Origin of the sequence: Sphingobium fluminis, assembly GCF_037723805.1 — a bacterium.
Taxonomy (GTDB): domain Bacteria; phylum Pseudomonadota; class Alphaproteobacteria; order Sphingomonadales; family Sphingomonadaceae; genus Sphingobium.
Window position 1 is genome coordinate 105589 of the sequence record NZ_JBBJUK010000001.1, and the last position, 23573, is coordinate 129161.

The 23573-nt window shown below is 62.9% G+C and carries 19 protein-coding genes, 1 tRNA gene and 2 pseudogenes; 4 read left to right on the forward strand and 18 right to left on the reverse strand.

The genetic code is table 11. The features are described 5' to 3' along the window. Nucleotides 1–9: 9 nt before the first annotated feature. The 10 genes from WG907_RS00485 to dapA form a co-directional block, all read right to left on the reverse strand. Nucleotides 10–348: a P-II family nitrogen regulator gene (locus WG907_RS00485; protein WP_004209785.1), complete on the reverse strand. Its 339-nt coding sequence runs from the start codon at nt 346–348 to the stop codon at nt 10–12. A gap of 172 nt (nt 349–520) precedes the next feature. Further along, nucleotides 521–1963 (reverse strand): metalloprotease TldD, encoded by a 1443-nt coding sequence (gene tldD, locus WG907_RS00490; protein ID WP_340230573.1) that lies wholly within the window; start codon nt 1961–1963, stop codon nt 521–523. A 45-nt stretch (nt 1964–2008) separates the two neighbouring features. Further along, a complete protein-coding gene (locus tag WG907_RS00495) occupies nt 2009–2236 on the reverse strand; it encodes a zinc-finger domain-containing protein (RefSeq protein ID WP_340230574.1) in 228 nt (75 codons plus the stop codon). Between the two features lie 116 nt (nt 2237–2352). After that, on the reverse strand, nt 2353–3138 hold the full coding sequence (locus tag WG907_RS00500) for a transglutaminase-like domain-containing protein (protein WP_340230575.1): 786 nt from the start codon (nt 3136–3138) through the stop codon (nt 2353–2355). A 336-nt stretch (nt 3139–3474) separates the two neighbouring features. Continuing rightward, nucleotides 3475–4548, reverse strand: a complete 1074-nt coding sequence (gene recA, locus WG907_RS00505) for a recombinase RecA (protein ID WP_340230576.1) — start codon at nt 4546–4548, stop codon at nt 3475–3477. Between the two features lie 99 nt (nt 4549–4647). Next, nucleotides 4648–5007, reverse strand: coding sequence for a response regulator (locus tag WG907_RS00510; RefSeq protein WP_340230577.1), 360 nt, complete (start codon nt 5005–5007; stop codon nt 4648–4650). Nucleotides 5008–5094: 87 nt separating this feature from the next. Further along, entirely contained in the window at nt 5095–7509 is a 2415-nt protein-coding gene (locus tag WG907_RS00515) for an ATP-binding protein (RefSeq protein WP_445326745.1), read from the reverse strand. A gap of 73 nt (nt 7510–7582) precedes the next feature. After that, a complete protein-coding gene (locus WG907_RS00520; RefSeq protein ID WP_340230579.1) occupies nt 7583–8176 on the reverse strand; it encodes a DUF2062 domain-containing protein in 594 nt (197 codons plus the stop codon). Further along, entirely contained in the window at nt 8176–8658 is a 483-nt protein-coding gene (gene smpB / locus WG907_RS00525) for an SsrA-binding protein SmpB (RefSeq protein ID WP_340230580.1), read from the reverse strand. The genes WG907_RS00520 and smpB overlap by 1 nt, the downstream gene beginning before the upstream one ends. A 40-nt stretch (nt 8659–8698) precedes the next feature. Continuing rightward, nucleotides 8699–9577, reverse strand: coding sequence for a 4-hydroxy-tetrahydrodipicolinate synthase (gene dapA, locus WG907_RS00530; protein WP_340230581.1), 879 nt, complete (start codon nt 9575–9577; stop codon nt 8699–8701). Between the two features lie 100 nt (nt 9578–9677). On the opposite strand from dapA, the gene WG907_RS00535 reads away from it, so the two are divergent. Together WG907_RS00535 and greB are read left to right on the forward strand one after the other, a co-directional pair. Further along, nucleotides 9678–11774, forward strand: a complete 2097-nt coding sequence (locus tag WG907_RS00535) for a lytic transglycosylase domain-containing protein (protein WP_340230582.1) — start codon at nt 9678–9680, stop codon at nt 11772–11774. A gap of 79 nt (nt 11775–11853) precedes the next feature. After that, complete coding sequence (gene greB / locus WG907_RS00540; RefSeq protein ID WP_340230583.1) at nt 11854–12336, forward strand: transcription elongation factor GreB; 483 nt, start codon at nt 11854–11856, stop codon at nt 12334–12336. On the opposite strand, the gene paoC is transcribed toward greB, so the two are convergent. Genes paoC through paoA form a run of 3 tightly spaced genes read right to left on the reverse strand, consistent with a single transcriptional unit; the run spans nt 12327 to nt 16149 of the window. Then, nucleotides 12327–14549 carry an aldehyde oxidoreductase molybdenum-binding subunit PaoC gene (gene paoC / locus WG907_RS00545; protein ID WP_340230584.1) on the reverse strand — a complete coding sequence of 741 codons (2223 nt, stop codon included), beginning with the start codon at nt 14547–14549 and terminating at the stop codon, nt 12327–12329. The two genes, greB and paoC, sit on opposite strands and share 10 nt — an antisense overlap. Further along, nucleotides 14546–15502 carry an FAD binding domain-containing protein gene (locus WG907_RS00550; protein ID WP_340230585.1) on the reverse strand — a complete coding sequence of 319 codons (957 nt, stop codon included), beginning with the start codon at nt 15500–15502 and terminating at the stop codon, nt 14546–14548. Before WG907_RS00550 ends, paoC begins: the two co-directional genes overlap by 4 nt. Beyond that, a complete protein-coding gene (gene paoA, locus WG907_RS00555) occupies nt 15499–16149 on the reverse strand; it encodes an aldehyde dehydrogenase iron-sulfur subunit PaoA (protein ID WP_340230587.1) in 651 nt (216 codons plus the stop codon). The genes WG907_RS00550 and paoA overlap by 4 nt, the downstream gene beginning before the upstream one ends. A gap of 262 nt (nt 16150–16411) precedes the next feature. Here paoA and WG907_RS00560 point away from each other — a divergent pair. Next, nucleotides 16412–16486: transfer RNA gene (locus tag WG907_RS00560), tRNA-Gly, on the forward strand. 405 nt (nt 16487–16891) lie between these two features. On the opposite strand, the gene WG907_RS00565 is transcribed toward WG907_RS00560, so the two are convergent. From WG907_RS00565 to WG907_RS00575, 3 genes and pseudogenes are all read right to left on the reverse strand, one after another. After that, a complete protein-coding gene (locus WG907_RS00565; protein WP_340230589.1) occupies nt 16892–17191 on the reverse strand; it encodes a hypothetical protein in 300 nt (99 codons plus the stop codon). 5 nt (nt 17192–17196) lie between these two features. Then, nucleotides 17197–17565 (reverse strand): annotated as a pseudogene (locus WG907_RS00570) (transposase); the annotation flags it as partial. 140 nt (nt 17566–17705) lie between these two features. Continuing rightward, entirely contained in the window at nt 17706–19157 is a 1452-nt protein-coding gene (locus WG907_RS00575; RefSeq protein ID WP_340230590.1) for a M48 family metalloprotease, read from the reverse strand. A gap of 969 nt (nt 19158–20126) precedes the next feature. Here WG907_RS00575 and WG907_RS00580 point away from each other — a divergent pair. Next, nucleotides 20127–20666, forward strand: a complete 540-nt coding sequence (locus tag WG907_RS00580; protein ID WP_340230591.1) for a general stress protein — start codon at nt 20127–20129, stop codon at nt 20664–20666. A gap of 175 nt (nt 20667–20841) precedes the next feature. On the opposite strand, the pseudogene WG907_RS00585 reads toward WG907_RS00580, so the two are convergent. Next, a pseudogene (locus WG907_RS00585) lies at nt 20842–21036 on the reverse strand (IS21 family transposase); the annotation flags it as partial. Nucleotides 21037–21417: 381 nt separating this feature from the next. Continuing rightward, a complete protein-coding gene (locus tag WG907_RS00590) occupies nt 21418–23370 on the reverse strand; it encodes an alkyl/aryl-sulfatase (protein WP_340230592.1) in 1953 nt (650 codons plus the stop codon). Nucleotides 23371–23573 lie beyond the last annotated feature (203 nt).

The following is a 23573-nucleotide window of genomic DNA, read 5'->3' on the forward strand; positions in this document are numbered from 1 at the left end:
TCCCCCTTCTTACAGCGCGGTTTCGCCGGTCTCGCCGGTGCGTATCCGCACGGCCTGACCGACATCGAGCACGAAGATCTTGCCATCGCCGATGGCCCCCGAATTGGCCGCGGCCTGAGTCGCTTCCACGACGCGCGGCGCGAGATCGTCGTCGCAGACGACCTCGATCTTGATCTTCGGAACCATGTTCGTCGAATATTCGGCGCCGCGGTAGATTTCGGTCTGGCCTTTCTGGCGACCAAATCCCTTCACTTCGCTGACCGTCATGCCTGCGATGCCGAGCGAGGACAGCGCCTCACGAACATCGTCGAGCTTGAACGGCTTTATGATAGCCATGACAAGTTTCATGTCGCCCCCTTCACTGGTGTGCAGGGCAACATCAGCAAGAGCCGTGCCAATTCCTTAAACGCGCGTTAATGCGGGGTTGACGAGAGGCAGGGCGAGACCCGACGCCGAAATTTTGTGCAGCGCCAACAAGCTGCCTAAAAAACAGGCAGACCGGCGGGAGCGGCGGGCCCCGTCAGGCGGCCGTGCCGCCGACCGTCAGCCCTTCCATCAGCAAGGTCGGCTGACCGACGCCTGCCGGTACGCTTTGCCCGCCTTTACCGCACATGCCGATGCCTTCGTCGAGCGCCCAGTCATTACCGATGCCGATCACCTTCGTCAGCGCGGTCGGACCATCGCCGATCAGGGTGGCGCCCTTGATCGGATCGCCGAGCTTGCCGTTTTCGATACGATAGGCTTCGGTACAGGAAAAGACGAACTTGCCCGATACGATGTCGACCTGCCCGCCGCCGAAGCTTTTCGCGAAGATGCCGGACTTCATGCTGCTCAGCAGTTCCGCCGGATCGTCCTTGCCGCCCTTGATGAAGGTATTGGTCATCCGCGGCATGGGCGCATGAGCATAGCTTTCGCGGCGACCGTTGCCGGTCGGCTCCACGCCCATCAGCCGGGCGTTCAGCCGATCCTGCATATAGCCTTTAAGGATGCCGTCCTCGATCAGCACGGTCTCGCGGGTCGGCGTACCCTCGTCATCGATGCTGAGCGAGCCGCGTCGGCTGGCGATGCTGCCATCGTCGACCACGGTGACGCCGGGCGCGGCAACACGCTCGCCCACGCGGCCGGAAAAGGCGCTGGTGCCCTTGCGATTGAAGTCGCCCTCCAACCCGTGACCGATCGCTTCATGCACAAGCACGCCGGGCCAGCCGGGGCCGAGCAATACCGTCATCTCGCCCGCAGGCGCGGCGACCGAGCGCAGATTGACGCGCGCCTGCGCCAGCGCTTCGTCGATCGCGCGGTTCCATACCACAGGCTCCATCACCTGATCATAAAGATAGCGGCCGCCGACACCGAACACGCCCGTCTCGCGCCGGCCATTTTCTTCGAGGATGACCGAGACGTTGAGCCGCACCAGCGGGCGGATGTCGGTGGCGGTGAAGCCGTCCGCGCGGACGATCTCGACCACCGACCAGCTGCCGGCGAGGCTTACCGACACTTGCGCGACGCGCGGATCGCGGGCGCGGGCGGCGGCGTCGATCGCGGCGCACAGCGTCACCTTTTCGGCGAAGGGCACGATCTCCAGCGGATTGGCGTCGGTGTAAAGATGACGGTTGGTCCGCTGCGGCGGCGGCGCGGGCGCGCCCTTCGCCGGATCGAGCAGCGTCAGCGTCTCCGCCGCCTTGCGGATCGCCGCCTCGCTAATGTCATTGGCATGCGCAAAGCCAGTCATCTCGCCGGAAACGCCGCGCAGACCGAACCCGGCGTCGGTCGAATAATCGGCAGTTTTGAGGCGACCGTCATCAAAGCCGAAACTTTCGCTCGCACGATATTGCAGATAGAGTTCGCCATCGTCGCAGGCACCAAGCGCCTGTGCGGTCAGGCGCCGCGCACCATCAGGATCGAGCAGGCCGTCACGATAGAGCAAGCCGCGGGCATCGGTAAAATGGGAAGCGAGTTCGGTCATGCCGTGCGATATAGGGGCGACGCCGCGCAAGCCCAATAGAAAAGCTTAAAGGCTCGCGCCCGAAGCAATGTCCGGCTCGTTCCCGACATCGGCGGTGTCGGCAGATCCCCCGGCCAGCACGAAACGCCGGTCGCAATATCCGCAATCGACATAGCCATGCTCATCGATTTCCAGGAAGACGCGTGGATGGCCAAGCGCGGCGGGAATATCGCCCGAGCCGTCGCAGGACACGCGAGTTTTGGCGACACGGAGAATTTCGGGCGGCTGGATCATGCGAGGCGGGTTAGCAAGGGCGCGGCCACATCGCAATATCCATCCGTCTGCCAAAAATCCGCCTCCCCCTGGATTGGTGGCCGAGACGGCTCGCGATCCGCCCAGCATCTGCCGCTTCAGTCTTCCACCTGCCGTACGATGATCGACTGCTCGTTCATCATCGCGCCGCCGAAAGCGGTCATGAAGGCGATGTCGGTAGCGTCGCGACCCACGGCGATACGGGCCATACCCTCGACCGGCGCGAGGCCGGTGGCGTCGACCAGATGCCAGGCTCCATCCAGCCACACCTCGACCACGGCATGAAAATCGGGCGGATCGAGGCCCAGCGCATAAACCGATACCAGCCGGGCGGGGATGTCCCGCGACCGGATCAGCGCTGCGGTCAGGTGCGCATAGTCACGGCAGACGCCCTGCTGCGAGACGAATGTGTCGGCGGCGGTCGTATTTCCGTCCGAACTGCCCGATACATATTGCAGATTGTCGTGAACCCATCCGACCAGCGCCTGCACCAGCGCACCGCCTTCCAGCCCTTCGAAATGACCGCAGACGAAGCTGACGAAGCGGTCCGCCTCGCAATAGCGGCTCGGCCAGATGAAGGGGAGCACATCTTCCGGCAGGCTGGGGAGCGGGCTTTTCTTGAGCGTCGAGATGTCGGCGACGCGGCGCTCCACGTCGATCGTGGCGCGGTAGGTGGTGAGCATCCGGCCGGTGCCGCTGCGCGTCCATGTACGCCGGCCGATGCCGCTGCCACCGGCCAGATTGGTGAGCGGCCCGGCATTGTCGATGGTCATCGACTGGTCGATGAGGCGCTGGTCGGGAAGCGCCGCCGCCTCCACCGCGAGCAGCACGTCGGTGGGCTCGCTAAAATCATAATCGAGGATCGCTTCGATGGCGAGGCGCATGGATGTCCTTCCCTGTTCGGCGGCACAACCAGCCGCGCATGGGCTCGTTCCGCGCGCTGCTCGTGATTGAAGAAATAATCATGGCGTCGAGCCATGGCGGCGCGCGGAGGCGCGGGTGGCGGCCTAGATACCGTTCCCGCGCTCGCAGCCTATCGAAACCGCAAGCCGCTGTCTCGCCCACAGCCCTGTGCGCGTCAGGCGCGTCGCCGGGGCATCGACGGTAAAAGGCCCGCCCGCGAAAATCGCGCGACGGGCCTTTTTGGTGCGTGAAGCGGCAGGCAGGCGAGCCCGCGCCGATTTCCGCCCGGATGATCCTGTCCGGGCGACAATCGGCGCCTATTCGCCATCATCCTCCGCTTCGGGTCCGGTCATCAAGGCTTCGGCGACTTCCTCGGTCTTGCCGCGGATGGCCTTTTCCAGCTGATCCGCCAGTTCGGGATGCTCCTTGAGGAACGTCTTGGAATTTTCCCGGCCCTGGCCGATGCGGATCGAATCATAGGAGAACCAGGCGCCCGATTTTTCGACGATTCCCGCCTTGACGCCCAGATCCAGTATCTCGCCGATCTTCGAAATGCCCTCGCCATACATGATGTCGAATTCCACCTGCTTGAACGGCGGGGCGACCTTGTTCTTGACCACTTTCACCCGGGTCGCATTGCCGACGATATCGTCGCGATCCTTGATCTGGCCGGTGCGGCGAATGTCGAGGCGTACCGAGGCGTAGAATTTGAGCGCATTGCCACCGGTGGTCGTTTCCGGATTGCCGTACATCACGCCGATCTTCATGCGCACCTGATTGATGAAGATCACCATGCATTTCGATCGCGATATGGAGCCGGTCAGCTTGCGCAGCGCCTGGCTCATGAGACGCGCCTGCAAGCCCACATGGCTGTCGCCCATCTCGCCTTCGATCTCGGCACGCGGGACCAGCGCCGCCACCGAATCGATCACGAGAATATCGATGGCGTTGGAACGCACCAGCGTATCAACGATCTCCAGCGCCTGCTCGCCGGTGTCGGGCTGCGACACGATCAGTTCATCGATATCGACACCCAATTTCTTCGCATAACCCGGGTCGAGCGCATGTTCGGCGTCGACAAAGGCGGCGGTGCCGCCAGCCTTCTGCGCCTCGGCAATGGCATGGAGCGCCAGCGTCGTCTTGCCCGAACTTTCCGGCCCATAAATCTCGATGATCCGCCCTTTGGGCAGGCCCCCGATGCCCAGCGCGATATCGAGTCCGAGCGAACCGCTGGAAATCGCCTCGATCTCAAGCTTTTCGCGGCTGCCGAGCTTCATCGCGGAGCCCTTGCCAAAGGCGCGGTCAATCTGCGCGAGTGCCGCGTCCAATGCTTTCTGTCTGTCCATGGTCCCTGTCTTCTTGGAATCTATGAGTGAGAGCATTGCGGTCATGGGCCTTGTCTCCTGTCAAGCGGAGAGCGCCGAGTCTCCGGCGCCTGCCCATCATGTATCTCTTTTGTTCTAGCAGAACAAGAGGGGAACGGAAATTTCCTATTCCGCGCCCAGCACCTTGCCCAGTGCGCGCTCGACAGCGCCGATGGTGAAGGGCTTTGCCAGCGTCGGCCGGCCGGCATGGGCGGATGGCAGATCATCGGCCATGCCGCCGGTCGCGAATATGAAAGGGATGCTCTGCGCGACCAATATATCGGCCACCGGCCAGCTTTTTTCGCCCTGAAGGTTGCAATCCACCAGCGCCGCGTCGAACCCGCCTTCGCGCGCATGGGCGCAGGCTTCCTCGACCGAAGCGGCGACGGCGTGGAGCCGATAGCCCAGCGTATCGAGATAATCTTCGAGCATCATGCCGATCATCGCCTCATCCTCGACGATCAGGATGGATTTACCTTCCGACATGCCTTGTAATTCCCCGGTTATTCGTTGCGCTTCGCTATCGTATCGTTCCCCCTTTGCACAGCATAAACAGCTTGATCGACGGCAAGCTCATTGCACCGCCGGGCGCATCACCAGTGCGTCGCGCGCCGCCTCGGCCAACTGGCTGACGGAAAAGGGCTTGGGCAGGAAAGCGACATTGGGGATGTCGATCGACTTGCGCAGCTGCTCCTCGGCATAGCCCGACATGAACAACACGGGCAGGTCCGGTCGCGCCCGACGAGCCCGCGCGACCATCGCGGGGCCGTCCATATTGGGCATGACGACATCGGAGATGAGCAGATCGATCGTCTCGTCGCTCGCCAGCAGTTCAAGGCCCTGCTCGCCATCGGCGGCGGTCAACACCTTATAGCCCTGGCGCACCAGCGCGCGTTCGGCGACGGCACGAACCATATCCTCATCCTCGACCAGCAGGACCGTGCCCGTGCCCCAGGTTTCGCTGCGGCGGACGGGGGCTTTCTGCTCCTTGGCCTCATGAAGGTCAGCGCCGGCATAAACGGGCAGGTAGATGATGAAGCTTGCGCCGCGCCCCAGTTCCGATTCCGCGAAAATGAACCCGCCCGACTGTTTGACGATGCCATAGACGGTCGAAAGGCCAAGGCCGGTGCCCTTGCCCAGCTCCTTGGTGGTGAAGAAGGGCTCGAAGATTTTCGACAATATGTCGGGCGGAATGCCAAGGCCGCTGTCCGATACCCGCAACGCCGTATAGTCGCCCGCGGGCAATATTTCCTGCCGCATCTCGCGCACTTTGGCGGCGGGAACGGCATAGGTCTGGATATTGACCGTGCCGCCTTCGGGCATCGCGTCGCGCGCGTTGACGGCGAGGTTGACGATCACCTGCTCCAACTGCCCCGGATCGGCGCGGACCGCGCCCAGATTGCGGCCATGGCTGACCTCCAGCTTCACATTCTCGCCCAGCAGGCGTTTGAGCAGGTTGGAAACGTCGGCGACGATATCGGGCAGTTGCAGCACCTGCGGCCGCAACGTCTGCTGGCGCGAAAAAGCGAGCAGCTGGCGGGTCAGGCCGGCGGCGCGGTTGCTGTTCGACTTGATCTGCTGGACATCGTCATAATCGCTGTCGCCCGGCGTATGGCGCATCAGCATCAGGTCGCAATGGCCGATGATCGCGGTCAGGATATTATTGAAATCATGCGCGACGCCGCCCGCCAGCTGGCCGATCGCCTGCATCTTTGTGGCCTGCGCCACCTGCCGCTTGAGCTTGCTCTCCTCGCTATTATCCTTGAGGCTGAGCAGCACCGCCGCTTCGCCGAGGCCCCGCACACCCGCGAGGCTGAGCGCGATCGGCTCCTCGGGCTGGTCGCGCATCCGCACCGCGACATCGCCCGACATTTGCGGCCCGACCGCGAAACGCCGCACGGCGTCGGCGACGGCGGCCCGATCCTCCCCCACGACCAGATCGCCTGGATAGCTCGGCTTCTCGCCGGGCTTGAGGCCGGCCACCCGCGCGAAGGCGTTGTTCACGAACAATATGCGCCCATCGCGATCGGCCATGGCGAGGCCGAATGGCAATAGCGACAACAAGGTTTCGATATAGGACAGCGCCGACGTGCCACCGCCGCCCGCCGGTTCATCGACCAGCAGCAGCAGCATCGGGCCATCCTGCGCCGCCTGCCCATTGGCCGGCGCGGACTGGCTCGCGCGGCGCAGCGGCACCTGCAACAGGCGCAGCGGCAGCCCGCCGGCCTCCTCGCGCGACAGGAACAGCCGCGCCTTATCATCGACCCGCATATGCGCGGCGAAGTCGCGGCCGGTGATATTGGCGTCGATCCGCCCCGCTGCGCGCAAGAGGAAGGCGCCATTGGCGGCGCGGATGCGCCCCTCGCCCCCGATCATGACCGCCATGATGCCTGCTTCGCCCATTTGCCGGCCCGCGTCGCCCGTCAGCAGGCGCTGGACATCGTCGATCGCACTGGGCGCGCGCACCGGGGTGAAGCGCCAGAGCAGATAATCCTCGGCCCGGCCGGTGCGCTTGATATCGATGTCGAGCCGCAGCGCGCCATGGGCCGCGCCCTGCACCCGCGCCTCGCCGTCGCGCCAGGCGGCACGGGCCGCGACGGAAAGACTGTCGGACAGAGCGGCATCGGCCGACAGCGCCGGCGGCACGGGATAACCGGGAAACCATTCCCCGAACAAATCGCTGGCGCAGGCGAGGCGACCGGCGCGATCGGTGACGGCAATCGCCATGCTGGACGCATCTGCCGCGGCGCGCGCGACGGTCCAGTCGGGGGTGGCGTCCCGGCTGGATGCAGGCGCGGGGAGGATGCGGCGCGCCCACGCGACGAGCGCCGTCATGGCCAGCACGGTCGCGGCAAAGCCGGCGGCGAGCGCCCAGTTACCAACGACGTAAAAGAGCAGAGCCGCACAGAGCAGCGCGGTCAGGACAATGAGGGGCAGGAAGGCACGGTTGGAAGGCTGCGATCCCCAGGCGTCCGCATCCGGGGTCATTCGAGCGGCCATGACCGCGAACTTGCTGGCATTTGAAGGACCCCCTGCGCCGTTGGTGGGTTCGCAGCGCGGATCAGACGGCGGCGATTTCCTCCAATGCGCCGCTTTCGGCCCGCTTGCCAATCCTCAATTTGCGCGCCTGCCATTTCCGGCCCATGCGGTGCCGCCAGACCCAGTCGGCCAGAAAATAGCCGACCACGGCGGCGGCGATCGAAATCAGCGCCAGGCCAAGCAGCATGGCAGGCGCGGCTTCAGACAAAAGCCAGGCGAACCATTGGCGGATACTCGCATGATCGTTGACCAGCGCCATGAAGCCCGATGCGTCGGCCGTGCGCCCGAGCATCCAGTTGCCGATATAGACCGAAGCCCACAGGATGAGGGGCGTCGTCGCGGGATTGGAGAGGAAGGTCATCGCGGCTGCGACCGGAATATTGGCGCGCACCGGCAGCGCCAGCAGCGCCGCGCCCGCGATCTGGATTCCCGGGACCAGCAGGAAAATGCCCACGAACAGACCGAGCGCCACGCCGCGTGGCACCGACCGGCGCGTGAATCGCCACAGCGACGGTTCCAGCACGCGATGCGCGACCGGCGCGATGAAGCGGTTATGCTCCATCGATTCGCGCGTCGGCGCGTTGGCGTGCCACCATCTGGTCAGCCTGTTGCTCATCAGCCCTTATCCCGCATGATGCGCTGCTGGTCGCGCTTCCAGTCGCGATCCTTGATCGTCTCGCGCTTGTCGTGATTCTGCTTGCCCTTGGCCAGCGCCAGCTCGATCTTGGCGCGCCCCTGGCTGTTGAAATAGACCATCAACGGCACCAGAGTCATGCCCTGCCGCGACACGGCGCTGTGCATCTTGTGGATTTCGCGCTCGTGCAGCAACAGCTTGCGGGGACGCTTGGGCTCGTGATTCTCGCGGTTGCCGTGGCTATATTCGGGGATGTTGCTGTTCACCAGAAACACCTGATTGCCCTTCACCTCGGCATAGCTTTCCGCGATCGTCCCCTCGCCGCCGCGCAGCGCTTTTACCTCGGTGCCCTGAAGCGCGATGCCGGCTTCGAACACATCCTCTATGAAATAATCGAAGCGCGCGCGCCGGTTTTCGGCGACGATCTTCTTCTTGTCGAAGGTGGTGGGACGTGGGCGGGCCATTATGATCTACTTCTTCAACCGTTCAACGCGAGATAGTGACTCAAACCAATCCCGCAATCTCCAGGGCCCGGTCCACCGCCGCCCGGCTCGATTCGCACGGCCAGGTGATCGGCAGCCGGACGTCGCCCGGCATGTCGGAACGAACCCTCGAGAGCGCATATTTAACCGGGCCGGGTGAAGAATCGCTGAACAGGGCGTCGTGCAGGGGATAGAGACGATCCTGCAACGCCAACGCGTCATCCCAGTCGTGGCGAAGGCATGCGGCCTGAAAATCGGCGACGAGGCGTGGCGCGACATTGGCGGTGACGGAGATGCAGCCCCGTCCTCCCATAGCATTGAATCCAAGCGCGGTTTCGTCATTGCCCGACAACTGGCAGAAATCCGGGCCGCAGGCCAAGCGCTGCGCGGTGACTCGCCCCAGATTCCCGGTAGCGTCCTTGATCCCGACGATGGTCTGATAATCCTGCGCCAGCCGGTGGATCACCGGCACGCCGATGTCCGTGATGGTGCGGCTCGGCACATTATACAGGATGATCGGCAGGTCGCAGCGCTCGGCCAGCCAGGCGAAATGCGCGAAAACTCCGTCCTGATTGGGCTTATTGTAATAGGGAGCGACCACCAGCGCCGCATCGGCGCCAGCGGCCTGCGCGGCAAACATATGTTCCAGCGCGATTCGCGTATCGTTGGAGCCGCACCCGGCGATCACGGGCACGCGTCCTGCCGCCTGATCGACGCAGATGGCGATGACCCGATTATGCTCTTCCACGGTCATGGTGGCGCTCTCGCCGGTGGTGCCGCAAGGCACCAGCCCGCTCGATCCTTCCGCGATCTGCCAGTCGACGAAGGCGCGAAATGCTTCCTCGTCGATCGCCCTGTCGCGAAAGGGCGTCACCAGGGCTGGAATCGACCCGGAAAACATGCGTAAACTCCTTCTCATATCCGGGCAGCCACGGCATGATGGCGGCAAAGGGCGCGCTATAGCGCGTCATTCAGGGCCTGATAAGGATGCAATGACGATAATGTCCAGCATGCACGCCCCTCCTCGTCCAAAGGCCTTTCTCGTCCGTATGCCCCTTATCGCCCTTTTGCTTCTGACCGCCGGCGCCAGCGCCCAGACCGAATCGCTTCCCACCGAGTCCGGTGCGCCCGCTCCCGTCTATCCGCGGGGTGCGGTGGTTCAGCCCCTGCCCGGCAGCGGCACGCCGCCCCAGTCCAGCTCCTGGAGCCAGGCACAGAGCCGGATCGGCGTGGCGCAGGACGGTTCGGTTGCCGCCACGATCAGCCAGTGGCGCATGCTGTCGCAAAGCGATGGTATGGGCTTTTCGACCTATGCGAACTTCCTGATCGCCAATCCCGGCTGGCCCGGCGAGGACCGGATGCGCAAGCTGGCCGAAGGCGGGATCAATCCCGACAGCTTCGATCCGCGCCAGGTCACTGCCTTCTTCGCCCGCTTCCCGGCGCGAACCGCCACCGGGCACGCCCGCAACGCGGTGGCGCTGATGCAGCTCGGCCGGATGGACGAAGCGCGAATCGCCGCGCGCAACGCCTGGGTCGGCGGATCGCTCGCCGCCGCTGACGAAGCGCGGCTGCTGTCGCTGTTCGGAACGGGCTTCACGCCCGCCGATCATGACCAGCGCGTCGATGCGCTGCTTTGGGCGGGCGACATAAACGGGGCGGCACGGATGCTGGCCTATGCCTCGCCCGCGCGCCGCCCGGCATTCGAGGCGCGAATCGCCTTTCGCCGCAAGGCGCCCGACGCTGCCATCAGGATGCAGGCGGCCGAAGGCATTGGCATGACCGATGCGGGCTTCATCGCCGACAAGGCCGGCTGGCTGCGGGATACCGGCAACTGGGTCGCGGCGCGGCAATATCTGGCCAACCGGTCGACGATCAGCTTCCGCCCCGCCAATGCCGAAAAATGGTATGAAACGCTGCTGGGGCAGGCGCGCGCATCCGCCGCCGACAGCCAGTGGAGCTTTGTCTATGCGATTGCGAGCAAGCTGGACGATGCCTATGCGCCGGGCGTCGACGTGCGCGACCGGCCGATCGGCGAGCGCGATGACTATACCAGCCTCGCCTGGCTGGCGGGTAGCACTGCCTTCTATAATCTGAGCCGTCCGGTCGACGCGATCGCCATGTTCCGCCGCTATGCCATGGGGGCCAAATCGCCGCAGACCCAGTCCAAGGGCTATTATTGGGCCGGCCGCGCCGCGCTGGCCGCTGGCGATCCCGCATCCGCCAACAATTATTTCGCGCAAGCCGGTGCATTCCCCGACCAGTTTTACGGCCAACTCGCGCTCGAACGGCTTGGCCGGCCGATCCCGCCGCCCGCCACCGTCGAGCGCGGCGTGCCGATTTCGGTGGCCGAGCGCGAAGCCTTCAACGCCCGCTCCGTCGTGCGTGCCGTCCGGGCGCTCGGACAAATGGGCTATTGGGAGGATCAGAGCAAATTCGCCCGCGCGATCGCCAATAATGCCGACACCGACACCGATCATTTTCTCGCCGCCGAGCTGGCGCAGTCGATCGGCCGCCCCGACATGGGCGTGATGGTCGGCCGCCGCGCGGTTTCCAGTGGCCTTACCGGCTATGGCGAGGCAGCGTTTCCGCGCGTACCTGTCCCTCCCTCGGCGCAATATAACTGGACCATGGTCCACGCCATCGCGCGGCAGGAAAGCCAGTTCGACCGCCAGATCGTCAGCCATGCCGGCGCGCGCGGCCTGATGCAGCTGATGCCCGGCACGGCGCGCGAACAGGCGGGCAAGCTCGGGCTGGGCGGCGGATCGCTGGACGATCCGAGCTATAACATCATGCTGGGTTCGGGCTATTTCCAGCGCATGCTCGACTATTATGGCGGCAGCTACCCGCTCGCCGTCGCGGCCTATAATGCGGGGCCGGGCAATGTGAACAAATGGCTCGCCGCCAATGGCGACCCACGGCTGCCGGGCGCGGACATGCTGCGCTGGATCGAACAGATCCCGATTTTCGAAACCAGAAACTATGTGCAGCGCGTGCTCGAAAATGCCGTCGTCTATGAAGCGATGAACCCGGAGCGCGCGAAATTTCGGGGCACGAGCGCGGTGCTGTCGCGCTATCTGGGCAAGCAGACACCGGGCTAAGTGCCGACCTTCCTTCATTCCGTCATCCCGGATTTGATCCGGGATGACGAGGATATCAAACCGGATTAGGGGGAAGGCAATGACAACCCCTTACCCCAATTACATCTCCCCCGAAGGCTTCGCGAAGCTGCGCGCCGAATATGACCAGCTTCTCGGGGTCGAACGCCCCGCCATCGTCGAGGTCGTTAGTTGGGCGGCGGGCAATGGCGACCGCAGCGAAAATGGCGATTATCTCTACGGCCGCAAGCGAATGCGCGAGATTGACGGCCAGTTGCGCCGCCTGTCGAAGAAGATGAAGGACGCCAAGGTCATCGATCCGCGCGAGCAGGCCGACCGCAGCCGCGTCTATTTCGGCGCGACCGTCACGATCGCGGACGAGGATGACAATCATCGCACCGTGACCATCGTCGGCAATGACGAAACCGATGTCGATGCCGGGCGTATCGGCTGGGGATCGCCCATCGCCCGCGCCCTGCGCGGCGCGGCGGTGGGCGATCTGCGCCGAGTGGCGTTGCCGGCGGGCGAGAAGGAATATGAGGTGATGGCGATCGACTACCCTTGAAAAAGGGCTGATCCCTTCGCCCGTTCCAGCAGCTTGTCGATCGTCAGCGGATAATCGCGCAGGCGGATGCCGGTCGCATTATAAATAGCGTTCGCCACCGCCGCGCCCGCACCGCAAATGCCAAGTTCGCCCACGCCCTTGGCCTTGAGCGGCGACGCCTTGTCGTCCAGTTCGTCGAGGAAGATCACATCCTGCGCGGGAATATCGGCATGTACCGGCACCAGATATTCCGCCATGTCGTGATTGACGAAAAAGCCAAAGCGCGTGTCGACCGTCAGTTCCTCCATCAACGCCGCGCCCACACCCATGGTCATCGCGCCGATCACCTGGCTGCGCGCCGATTTGGGGTTGAGGATTCGCCCCGCCGAAAAGACGCCGCTCATCCGCCGGATGCGGATTTCGGCGGTGTCGGCATCGACGCCCACTTCGCAGAAATGCGCGCCGAACGTCGCCTGCGCATAGCGTTTCGCCAGATCGCCGAACTCCGCCTTTTCCTCCGCCCACAGCCCGTCGCGTCCCGCCAGCTTGCCCAGCGGCTGCGACTGGTTGCCGAAGCGCACCAGCCCGTCCTCGAACGTCGCTTGATCGACGGGAAAACCTGCCTTTTCGGCAAGCGACCGGCGCAGCGCGAGACAGGCGGCATAGACGCCCGCCGTCGAGCTTGCCGCCCCCCACTGCCCGCCGGACCCTGCCGAAACCGGAAATTTGCTGTCGCCCAGCCGCACCGTGACGGCCGCCAGATCGACCCCCATCATCTCCGCCGCCGTCTGGCCAAGGATCGTATAGCTGCCGGTGCCGATATCGGTCATGTCGGTTTCCACGATCACGCGGCCCATGCCATCCACCCCGACCCGCGCGGCCGAATCCGTCGTCAGCGCGCCGCGAAAGGCGGATGCCACGCCCATGCCGACCAGCCATCGCCCGTCGCGCATATGCCCCGGCCTCGCCTGGCGGCGCGACCAGCCGAAACGGTCCGCGCCGTGTCGCAGACATTCGACCAGCTTGCGGCTGGAATAGGGGCGCTGCGGCCCGGCTTCGGGATCATATTGCACATCGTTGCGGATGCGCAGCTCGACCGGATCGAGATTGCAGGCTTCGGCCAGTTCGTCCATCGCCACTTCGAGCGCCAGCAGGCCCACCGCCTCGCCCGGCGCGCGCATCGAATTGCCTTCGGGCAGGTCGAGCGTCGCCAGCCGGTGCGCGGTCATGCGGTTGTCGCCCCGATAGAGCAGGCGGGTCTGCTGCGACGCCATTTCCGCGCCGCCGTCGGGCAGATCGCCCGACCATGTCTCATGCCCGATCGCGTCGATCACGCCGTCCTTGCCCGCGCCGATGCGGATGCGCTGGATCGTCGCCGGCCGATGCGTCGTATTATTGGGGATTTGCGGCCGCGCGATCGCGACCTTCACCGGCCGTCCCACGGCGCGCGCGCCCAGCGCCGCCAGCAGCGCATCGGCGCGCAGCCACAGCTTCGCGCCAAATCCGCCGCCGACATAGGGCGAGACCAGCCTGATATCCTCGGGCTTCATGCCCAGCGTCTTTGCGACGTCCTTGAGCGTCAACGCAACCATCTGGTTGGATGTCCACAGCGTCAGCTTGCCATTGTTCCAGGCGGCGGTGGTCGCATGCGGCTCCATCATCGCATGGCTGTGATCGGGCGTGGTGTAACTTTGATCGATCTTCACAGCCGCGCGGGCAAAAGCGCCCGCAAAGTCCCCGACCGCTGTATCCGCCGCTCCGCCGAAACCGTCGGGCGCCTTGATCGCCATATCCCGCTCGGCCGCCAGATCGAAGCGGCCCTTTACCGGCGCATAGTCCACCTGCACCAGCTTTGCGGCATCGCGCGCCTGTTCCAGCGTATCGGCGACGACCAGCGCCACCGCCTGATCATAATGTTCGATGCCGGGGCCGCCCAGCAGATGCGCGGTATTCATATTGCCCTTGGCGAGCGGTCCGGCATTGCGGTGGGTGACGACGGCCAGCACGCCCGGCGCGGCTTCGGCAGCGCCAGAGTCGATGGAAGTGATGCTGCCCTTGGCGATGGCCGCGCCGACGATCCAGCCATAGGCGGCGTTGGGTGCGACATCGTGCCGTTCAAAGGCATAGGGCGCGGTGCCCGTGACCTTGGCGGGGCCGTCGATCCGGTCGAGCGGCTTGCCGATGACGCGTCCGCGATCGATGGGACTTGTCGTGGCGGGCGAATCGAACTTCATGGCCGGCCCTCCGTCTGGCGAAAGACCGAAGCGAGGGTGCGCGCCGTCAGCCCTTTCTTGAAATCATTCTGCGCCGTCGATCGCGCGCCTGCCAGCACTGCTTCCGCCACCGCGCCTGCGCCCGCGCCCGCCGCCGCATCGGCCTCGGCCACGCGCCACGGCTTGGGCGCAACGCCGCCGAACGCGAAGCGCGCCGACCCGTCCTTGCCGAACACCGCCGCGACCGACACCAGCGCAAAGGCGTAGGATGCGCGATCGCGCACCTTGCGATAAATGTGCCGTCCACCCAGCGGCCTGGGCAAAGTGACCGAGGTTATGATCTCGCCGGGTGTCAGCGCCGTCTCGATATGCGGCGTTTCGCCCGGCAGGCGATGAAAGTCGGCGATCGGGATCGAACGCCGCGCGCCACTCGCCGCGACGGTATCGACCGTGGCGTCGAGCAGGCGCATCGCCACCGCCATGTCGGACGGATGATGCGCGATACAGGCGTCGCTGACGCCGATGATGCCAAGGCTCCGGCTCGCGCCTTTGATCGCGCCGCACCCGCTGCCCGGCTTGCGCTTGTTGCACGGCATGCGCGTGTCGTAAAAATAGGGACAGCGGGTGCGCTGGAGCAGATTGCCCGCCGTCGTCGCCTTGTTGCGCAACTGCCCCGATGCGCCGGCCAGCAGCGCGCGGCTCAGCACCGCATAGTCGCGCCGCACCGCCTTGTCGGTGGCCAGATCGGTGTTGCGCGCATGCGCGCCGATGCGCAGGCCGCCCTCCGGCGTCGGCTCGATCCGGTCCAGCCCCAGATGATTCACGTCGATCAGATGCGCGGGCGTCTCTATCTGCAATTTCATCAGGTCCAGCAGGTTGGTGCCGCCGGCGATGAAGCGCGCACCCTGCACCGCAGCCGCCGCCTTTGCCGCTCCATCCACGCTGGTCGCGCGCTCATAGGTAAAGGGCCTCATGCCTTGTCCTCCGCCGCGCCGTGGCCGCTGGCGTCACGGATCGCCGCAATGATATTGGGATAGGCGGCGCAGCGGCAGATATTGCCGCTCATCCGCTCGCGCAGCTCGACGTCGGAAAAGGCGACATGATCAAGGTCGTCGGTCACATGGCTCGGAATACCGGCCTCGATCTCGTCCAGCACCGCTACTGCCGAACAGATCTGCCCCGGCGTACAATAGCCGCATTGATAGCCGTCATGGACGATGAAGGCCTTCTGCATCGGATGCAGCTTGTCCGGTGTACCCAACCCCTCGATCGTCGTCACTTCCTCGCCTTCGTGCATCACCGCCAGCGTCAGGCAGCTGTTGATGCGCCGTCCCTCGACGATCACCGTGCATGCGCCGCACTGACCATGATCGCATCCCTTTTTCGTGCCGGTCAGGTGCAGATGTTCGCGCAGCGCATCGAGCAGCGTCGTCCGCGGATCGAGTTGAAGATGCACATCCTGCCCGTTGATCGTCATTCCAACCGAGGCCATGCTCGTCCTTTCGCTCGCTTTATGGCCTGGCGCCACGCCAGCCTGCACAACGCCAAACGCCGGTACGGCAGCCACGAGCGCCGCGCTTCCATGCAAAAGGCCGCGCCGGCTGATATTTTCGGATGTCATGAACATGTCTCCTGACCAACATGCCATACGAAGCGCGCCGGTATTTGATCCCACGGTCGGTGAAATGATTGCTAAACGCAACTGACAGGCGGACTACGCCGGCTTTTGTCAAACAATATACTGCCGCTCTCGTCCGAAACAGGGACAGTCTGACTCCCAACCGCTAATTTCGTCCGGCGACGATTCTCCCCTTGCCCAACCAAATAACCGCTGCTAGGTGCCACGCCTCACCCGCCGAGAGGACTTCCTCCCGGCCGCCAGAGCGGGCGTAGCTCAGGGGTAGAGCACAACCTTGCCAAGGTTGGGGTCGAGGGTTCGAATCCCTTCGCCCGCTCCAGATAGCCAGCAATTACAATGTCTTAGCCCGTATGGGCAAAATCCAGACCTTTAGCGGGGTAACGCTGGGGTAACATTGCCTTTTTGCTAGGCTGGGCCTGACTGGCTTGACGGCCATGGGTGATTCCACTCGTGGCCGCTGCTTTTCGTTCATCCTCCGCCCAGGCTGACCGGCGTTTGGTGGCTGCGCTAATCTGCCTGCCCGTGCGCACTCTATGCCGCAGTTCCTTTATTTCCGTCCTCGACGCGTTTCGAGGGTCAGCGGCGTGCGGCCCGGCGCAACACCCCTTCCCAAGCTCGCTTCCCTTCGCTCGACCCGCATAACCGTTCGCCGTGAATAGCAGCGGCCTGTTTTGGTACATTTCCGATGGTCGGCTTTCGGATCAGAAGCACAGAAAGCTGACGCTCAACGTGCAGGCAGTATTATGTAATCGTCCCGCGGTCGCTTGATCGCCGAGCTGGTCCAGTCCGGAACTTCAATTTGGGCCGTTTCGCGCAGCTTGCGGACACAATCCCCAATCTGGTTATATGTGACCACGCAGGCATCGAGGATCGCGGGCCATAGGGTCTCCCATTGCAAGCCTTCGGGCTTTTGACCGAGCAATTCTAGGACCTTCTCTCGTCCGGCAGTCAATCCGTTGCTGATCTCTAGCGCGCTGCGCTCTCCGGGGTTTATAGCGCTGGGAGTGGCGAAGAGATCGTCCATGCCGCTCTGCTGACGTCGCGCATCGCTCCGCCATTGTCGCGACGGAAATCCGCAATCGTCTTGTGATCTGGAACAAGCCGACCCACCAGCCACATGAGCTCGACATTGCGATCGGCTTCGCGCTCCAGGCGACGGCTCGACTGCACGCGGTTCAAATATTCGTAGATGTAGAGCTTGAGCAGCACCGACGGATGATAGGAAGGGCGACCCGTTGATGCAGGCTCCACGCCTTCAAATCCAAGCGCCAAAAGATCTAGTGCATCGACAAATGCATCGATCACGCGGACCGGATTATCTTCCCCAATCCAGTCATCTACACAGGGCGGAAATAGCGGGGTTTGCTTGCGATCAGCACCAGAAATGAAGCGACCCATATGATCCCCCAAAACGTTGGATCATCATACCACATTTGCAGCGTTTCCACACAGCCTCGGTCGACAGCAGGCCACGCGAGCAACGGCGCGGTGGGAATCCGGAGGCAATTGCCCACCCATTCGTTGCAGCTGAGCGCGCCTCACTCTCGACTCAAATAGGTTACGATTTTTACCATCTCACCCGGATGAACGGGACGGTCGGCCCCGCGACCATTGAGTAGCTCAAAGAGCGCCCGCGGTGCCGGGTCGGCAACCCGACGGATCAAGGCCTCGGACGTATCAGCCGCCGACACCTTAACGGTTCTGACAAAGCGAGGCCGCAATGAGGCGATCTCCTGCTGCGACAGCCGGCGGAAAGACGCAAACAAAGCGGGCACTGTGGAAGCCTTGGTGTCCGCCGGGGGCGAGGCAATGACAAAATGATATGCCCGTCCCGAGCCTCCATCATAAGCGGCGATGTCGATCGGTATGCTTCCATCGCGAACCTTCAACTGGATGCGAGTCAGGACTGCTGGCAGGCCATTGATCGTCGTGACAGCCGCGCTTGTCACTTGCGCAGAGGCCCCGCCGACCACCTCGGCCGTTAGGGCTTGGGCATATCCCTTCAGACCGCCTTCCCCGATCTCGCCACCGCCAAATTCTCCAGAAATACCGCCTGGTCCATGAATCCCGATTGCCCGGGGGCTGTTGGTCAGGGCAAAGCCCGCGGGCGCTTCAAAAGATATCTGCATGACCGGATGCGCAAACCGTCGTCCCGTCACAAAGCCTTGCTCAGGGTCATCGCCGTATAGCAAGCCGTCTACCTCGGCGAGATAACGCTCCGAGTTTTCCGGAAGCGCATCATCCTTGAGCCCAGTCTGTTGTGCGCTCTCATATGCGCGATCGATACGATGCTTCGTAAGCGGATGGCTAAGCGCCCACTCCGGCACGCTGCGCGCCTGGTCGCGGCCGCGCGTGGCCGTCATGAAATCATCCTGCCGTTGAAGAGCCGCCAGCATGTCCGCCGCCGCGTAGACATCATATCCAGCGCGCTCGAGATAGCCGACACCCAGATCGTCGGCTTCATATTCCTGTGTCCGCGAATAGCGCAGACCAAAATACTGGACCGCTTGGCTCGTCAGCCTGGTGAGCCGCTCCGAGCCGGCCAGGCTCACGGCGATGACGCCCAACGTACGCCATAAGGAGCGGCGTTCCTGCTTCTGCGCATGGCGACCAACGATATGGCCGACCTCATGTCCGAGCACCGAGGCCAGCTCGGCCTCGCTGGTCACGATCGCGGCAAGACCGCGCGTGACATAGATGTAGCAGCCGGGGACCGCGAACGCGTTCACGACGTCGCTGTTGACGAGCGTGAAGGTGCATTGCCCTCCCAGCCCGGCTGCCGATGCGACGCGCTCGCCTATAGTGCGGACATAGGCTGATTGCTTGGAACGATAGTCTCCGCCGAACTCTGCCAGCAACTGAGGATGCGCCTCTTTCCCATAGGCCCGATCTTCTTCCGAAATGGCCGGGCCATGTTCTGCCGACCTCTCTATCCCGCAGGCTTGAACGACGGACAAAAGCGGCAGCGCCGCCAGGAACAGTTTCCGCATCGTCACAGCCAGCCAAGGACGTAAAACAGCAGCATCGTGACAATCGCCGATATCAGCACGGACCCGGCGCATCCCAATCGGTTTGAAAAGAGAAAAAACATCGCGTCCTCAGAGTATCTCGATCAAAGGCCTGAGCCGATCCAGCTATTTTAAAAAGTCAGGCTGCTGGACTCTTATAGGTATCTGGAACTGGCATGGACCCGGTCGCTTGCTGCCACCACCATGTGCTCCTCGGTGATGTTCGCTCCTGACAGCTGCTCGTCCGTAATGGGCATCATGGTTCGCAAAGTTTTGCGGCGCTTGTGAAGGAACGCTGCAAATGGTGTGGCCGCAGGCGGAGATGTAGCTGCCGAGCTGTATGCTAACCTCAACCCTTTCTGCTGCGCGCGTACAGCAAAGCAGCGACGATCGCCGCAGAACCGATCCCGACCGCGGCGCCAATCATGCCGGCGCGATGGGCCGGGGCCTTGTCTGAAGACGGACATGTTTCATCGTCGTGCGCAGCGACATCCACATGCTCGACGCGCGGCGCCGGATGGGCAGGGTAAGGCAGCGTCTGGCTGCGGGTATTGCCGGTTTGTGCGTCATCAACGGTTCCTCTTTATGCGGCCCCTCAACCATTGGATTGGATAAGGGTTGCCGGGACCACGAAATTTGAAACGGGGCACCAAGGTGCGGTGGATGAATTTCGTTCTTTAAGTTTCGAGATTCATAAAAAATCGGGGAGAAGATGAGGCACGTCGCCTGCAATCGTCATAACCTGTATCAGTCGATTGGCTAAAATTGGCCGATATTGGTCAAATCAACCTCCTGATTTATTTTATGAGAGCGGGTTGAGATGAACTAAAAAGTCCCAGTTCGGTTATCGTGTCGTGCCAGTACATTATCACGATACTGCGCAGCTAACCGTGCCGAAGGCTGGTGGCTAAGCAGTCGGTTCTGGCCAAACGAAAAATTCAGGAGAGAATAATGAGCGACACAATCATATCGGCGCTGTTCGATACCCAGTCGGAAGCCCAGAGCGCGATCACCGAACTGCGGACCGCAGGCATCAATGATGCCAACCTCTCGATCATAGCTCATCACGACGGCACGACGACCACGACGAACGGCGATGGCGAAATAACCGATGAAAGTCACCGCAACGTCCTGCGCGGCATCTTGGGAGGCGGTGCGCTGGGCGCGGGCTTGGGCGTCGCGGCGCTTGCCATTCCAGGCGTCGGTCCGCTGGTAGCGGCTGGCGCGATCGCCGCTGCTGCGGTTCCGGAAGCAGTAGCGATTGGGGCGTTAGCTGGCGCCGCGGTTGGTACGTTGAACGAGACACTGACAAAGCACGGCGTCAGCAAGGAAGATGCTGGCTATTATAACGACCGGATGAAAAGCGGTGCTGTCTTCGTATCCGTCGACGCGCAAGACGGCGGCTTCGACACTGGGACCGTCCGCAGCATTTTGGCCCGCAACGGTGGCCATAGCTCGACCAGCGAAAAGTCTGCCGCGACGTTCCGCTGAACTCATCGAGAGCGGTCATGGAGCTTTTCTCGGTCACCAACCAGTGATCGTCAGAGCTCGTCCGCTCCCCAAGAACTTATTCCCATTCTGAAAGATCGATTATGTCCACACCCGAAAGCCTCGAAGACCTGTACACGAACGAACTGAAAGACCTCTGGTCCGCCAATGACCAGAACCGCGTCAGCTTGCCGCCGATGATCCCGTCTGCCTCGCCAAAGTCCACCTGCGGGTGCCCCGGCTTGTGGCTCAGCGGGATGAAACCGTCCCGGCTGCGCAGCTTGGCGCCCGCCACATAATCACGAACAATCGTAATACCGCCGGTGAAGCCGTGCTCATCGCGCAGCCGCTCAAATATCCGCGTCCCCTGATGAGGACATCAAACGTGAGAACAATAATCTTTGCCTTCCTCCTTGGTGCAACGGTCACCGGCGCATCGGCTACCCAAAGCCAGGCCTATCGGCCTTTGGATGGGTAGGGTTTCGTTGGGTATAAGGATCGTGTCGAGAAGGACGGCACATGCGTCTGTGGAAAACGGCCTTAATTCTAATCGTGGCAATGAAAGAGTGAAATTATTTGCCGGTCCCAGTAAGAGCCCAGATCGCCCCCACATATGTAGGTCAAAAAACCCAGCAGGCTGCTACGCGGCGAAAGTCGATCTTGGTCTTAGTCGCCTTGCTTCGGTACGCGATAAGTCCGCTCAATAATGCACCAGTATCCGCATGACGGGCAGGATCGAAGGCGGCCGTCTGCGTCAGGGCGTGACGATGTCAAAGTTGCCGAAAGTCGTGAGCGCTGATCGCAGGCGTTCGACAGCGCCTTTATCGCCCGCGATTTTCAAACCGCTCTCTGTCTCCAATTTTGCCAGCCGCGCGCCGGAGAAAAGCTGCAAGATGGTGGCCCACGGCGCCTCGATGGTCGCGTTGGCTGTATCGCTATTGGCTCCCATCTCACCCAGCAGGACACGGTTGGAAAGCGTGATCAGCGCATGTTCACTCCTGTCTTTGACGATCATGTTCAGGCTGAGTGGCGCATCGCCGATCCTGGCAGGATCCAACCTTGTCGCCAGGACTTCCAGATAGGATCCTGTAGGCATGGCCAGCATCGTGTCCGAGATTCTTGTCATCGTCGGGAACTGAGCCTTAGGGGGATCCCGAAGCTCCTTCGTCGCGGAGAGGTAGAAATTGCGCCAGAGACCGCTCTCGCTCTGATATCCCAGTTGTTCGTAAACGTCCGCCAGTGCGGCGCGCGCCTCCAATGTAGGCTGGGCGAAAACCAGCTTTTGGAGGACTTCCGCCGCCCAGCGGTAATCGCCGCTGGTCGCAGCGGCCTGACCTGCGGCGAGCATTTTCTCCGGGCCACCGGCCAGTGCCACATAGCGCTTTGCGGCTTCTACCGTCGGCAGCGGATTGAGGTTGGCGGGCACCCCGTCGAACCAGCCGAGGTAGCGATCGTAAATGCCCTTCGCATTGTGGCTGACCGTGCCATAATAGCCGCGATTGTACCATTCCTTCGCCAGGCTTTCGGGAAGCTGAAGCTCGTCGCCGATCTCGGTGGGCGTCTCTCCCATATTCATGCGCCGGACGGTCTGGTCGTGGAGGAACTTGTATGTGTCGCGCTGCTTGGTGAGGAAATCCCTGACCTCGCTTTGTCCGAACCTGGGCCAACAGTGGCTCATCATCACCACATCGGACCGCCCGGCATAGAGGTTCAGGTCCTCGGTCAGATAGCCCGCCCAGCGCAGAGCATCCCGAGGCCGCGCGCCGCGCAACGTCTGAACATTGTGCAGACTGCAACTGGCGGTCTCCGCGATCAGCAGGGCGCGCTGCTTCGGCAGATAGAGGTTAAATTCGGATGGCGCTTCACTTTCCGGCACCATCTGAAACTCGATGTCCACGCCGTCGATCCGGCGGGTCTCCCCGGTGCGGGTCACAGTGTCCGTGGGAGCCAGGAAAGTACTGGTGCCCTCCAGGTGGCCTAGGGCCACGCCGATGCCAACGAGGCCCTGTGGGTCTTCTTTCAGCGCGGACCCGGCGTGATATTGTGTACGGCGGCCCATGGCGGGACCGGCGATGACACTCTCGGATATGAGTTCTCGCATAAATCCGTCCGGAGCTATGATCGCAACCTTGCCAGCCTTTACATCCGCTTCCGTGACCACGCCCCGGACACCGCCGTAATGATCACCATGGGAATGTGTGTAGATCACAGCCCGCACCGGTCGCTGGCCCAACTTGGCATAAACCAGGCCCATCGCCGCCTGGGCGGTTTCCTTGAACATCAGCGGGTCAACGATCAGATAGCCGGTCGCGGTTTCGACGATGGTCATGTTCGCGGCATCAACGCCACGCACCTGGTAGACGCCGTCCGTCACCTTGAAGAGGCCGCTGCGTGCGGAGAGAGCGGTCGCACGCAAGAGGCTGGGATTGACGGTGTCGGGTTTGGTCTTGGCCGCCCAGTCATAAGCGGTCAGGTCGCGCAATACCCGGCCATTTGCATCCTTGACCGATGGAATGGTCCCCATGAAGCCGCGCTCGCTGAAGTCGAAGTCGCGTCGGTCCTCCGCACTCGTAGGTATTGGCTTCGCGAGCACCTCGCGGGTCTTGGCGCTGGCGGGCTTCTGATCCAGAAGTCTCGGAGTTTGCCCGGTGGCGCTACTACCAGCAAGTGCGATGACCAGAGCCACCATCGAAATCCGCGTCGACATATCCATCCCTTTGTTCCCTCAAGCCGCGTTTACGGTTTCAATCGTCTTAGCCAGTGCGAGCTTAAAGCCGTTGACCTCTACACAGGGATACGCCCCGCTTTATACCGACCGCCGCTCTCGCGCGCGGCAATTTCCTTCCGTTCAAAGGCTGGCTTTCTTTCAAACCATCGCACCCACGCACGGACCTTGATATCCATTTCCGG

Bases quoted from the DNA above. Each gene is read 5' to 3' on its own strand.
- WG907_RS00535 (WP_340230582.1), top strand. From the start codon at position 9,678: ATGTCCAGCATGCACGCCCCTCCTCGTCCAAAGGCCTTTCTCGTCCGT.
- WG907_RS00590 (WP_340230592.1), bottom strand. From the start codon at position 23,370: ATGTCGACGCGGATTTCGATGGTGGCTCTGGTCATCGCACTTGCTGGT.
- WG907_RS00520 (WP_340230579.1), bottom strand. From the start codon at position 8,176: ATGAGCAACAGGCTGACCAGATGGTGGCACGCCAACGCGCCGACGCGC.
- smpB (WP_340230580.1), bottom strand. From the start codon at position 8,658: ATGGCCCGCCCACGTCCCACCACCTTCGACAAGAAGAAGATCGTCGCC.
- WG907_RS00510 (WP_340230577.1), bottom strand. From the start codon at position 5,007: ATGTCGGAAGGTAAATCCATCCTGATCGTCGAGGATGAGGCGATGATC.
- greB (WP_340230583.1), top strand. From the start codon at position 11,854: ATGACAACCCCTTACCCCAATTACATCTCCCCCGAAGGCTTCGCGAAG.
- paoC (WP_340230584.1), bottom strand. From the start codon at position 14,549: ATGAAGTTCGATTCGCCCGCCACGACAAGTCCCATCGATCGCGGACGC.
- WG907_RS00485 (WP_004209785.1), bottom strand. From the start codon at position 348: ATGAAACTTGTCATGGCTATCATAAAGCCGTTCAAGCTCGACGATGTT.
- tldD (WP_340230573.1), bottom strand. From the start codon at position 1,963: ATGACCGAACTCGCTTCCCATTTTACCGATGCCCGCGGCTTGCTCTAT.
- WG907_RS00515 (WP_445326745.1), bottom strand. From the start codon at position 7,509: ATGACCCCGGATGCGGACGCCTGGGGATCGCAGCCTTCCAACCGTGCC.
- WG907_RS00500 (WP_340230575.1), bottom strand. From the start codon at position 3,138: ATGCGCCTCGCCATCGAAGCGATCCTCGATTATGATTTTAGCGAGCCC.
- WG907_RS00565 (WP_340230589.1), bottom strand. From the start codon at position 17,191: ATGGACGATCTCTTCGCCACTCCCAGCGCTATAAACCCCGGAGAGCGC.
- recA (WP_340230576.1), bottom strand. From the start codon at position 4,548: ATGACCGCAATGCTCTCACTCATAGATTCCAAGAAGACAGGGACCATG.
- WG907_RS00495 (WP_340230574.1), bottom strand. From the start codon at position 2,236: ATGATCCAGCCGCCCGAAATTCTCCGTGTCGCCAAAACTCGCGTGTCC.
- WG907_RS00550 (WP_340230585.1), bottom strand. From the start codon at position 15,502: ATGAGGCCCTTTACCTATGAGCGCGCGACCAGCGTGGATGGAGCGGCA.
- paoA (WP_340230587.1), bottom strand. From the start codon at position 16,149: ATGACATCCGAAAATATCAGCCGGCGCGGCCTTTTGCATGGAAGCGCG.
- WG907_RS00580 (WP_340230591.1), top strand. From the start codon at position 20,127: ATGAGCGACACAATCATATCGGCGCTGTTCGATACCCAGTCGGAAGCC.
- WG907_RS00575 (WP_340230590.1), bottom strand. From the start codon at position 19,157: ATGCGGAAACTGTTCCTGGCGGCGCTGCCGCTTTTGTCCGTCGTTCAA.
- dapA (WP_340230581.1), bottom strand. From the start codon at position 9,577: ATGTTTTCCGGGTCGATTCCAGCCCTGGTGACGCCCTTTCGCGACAGG.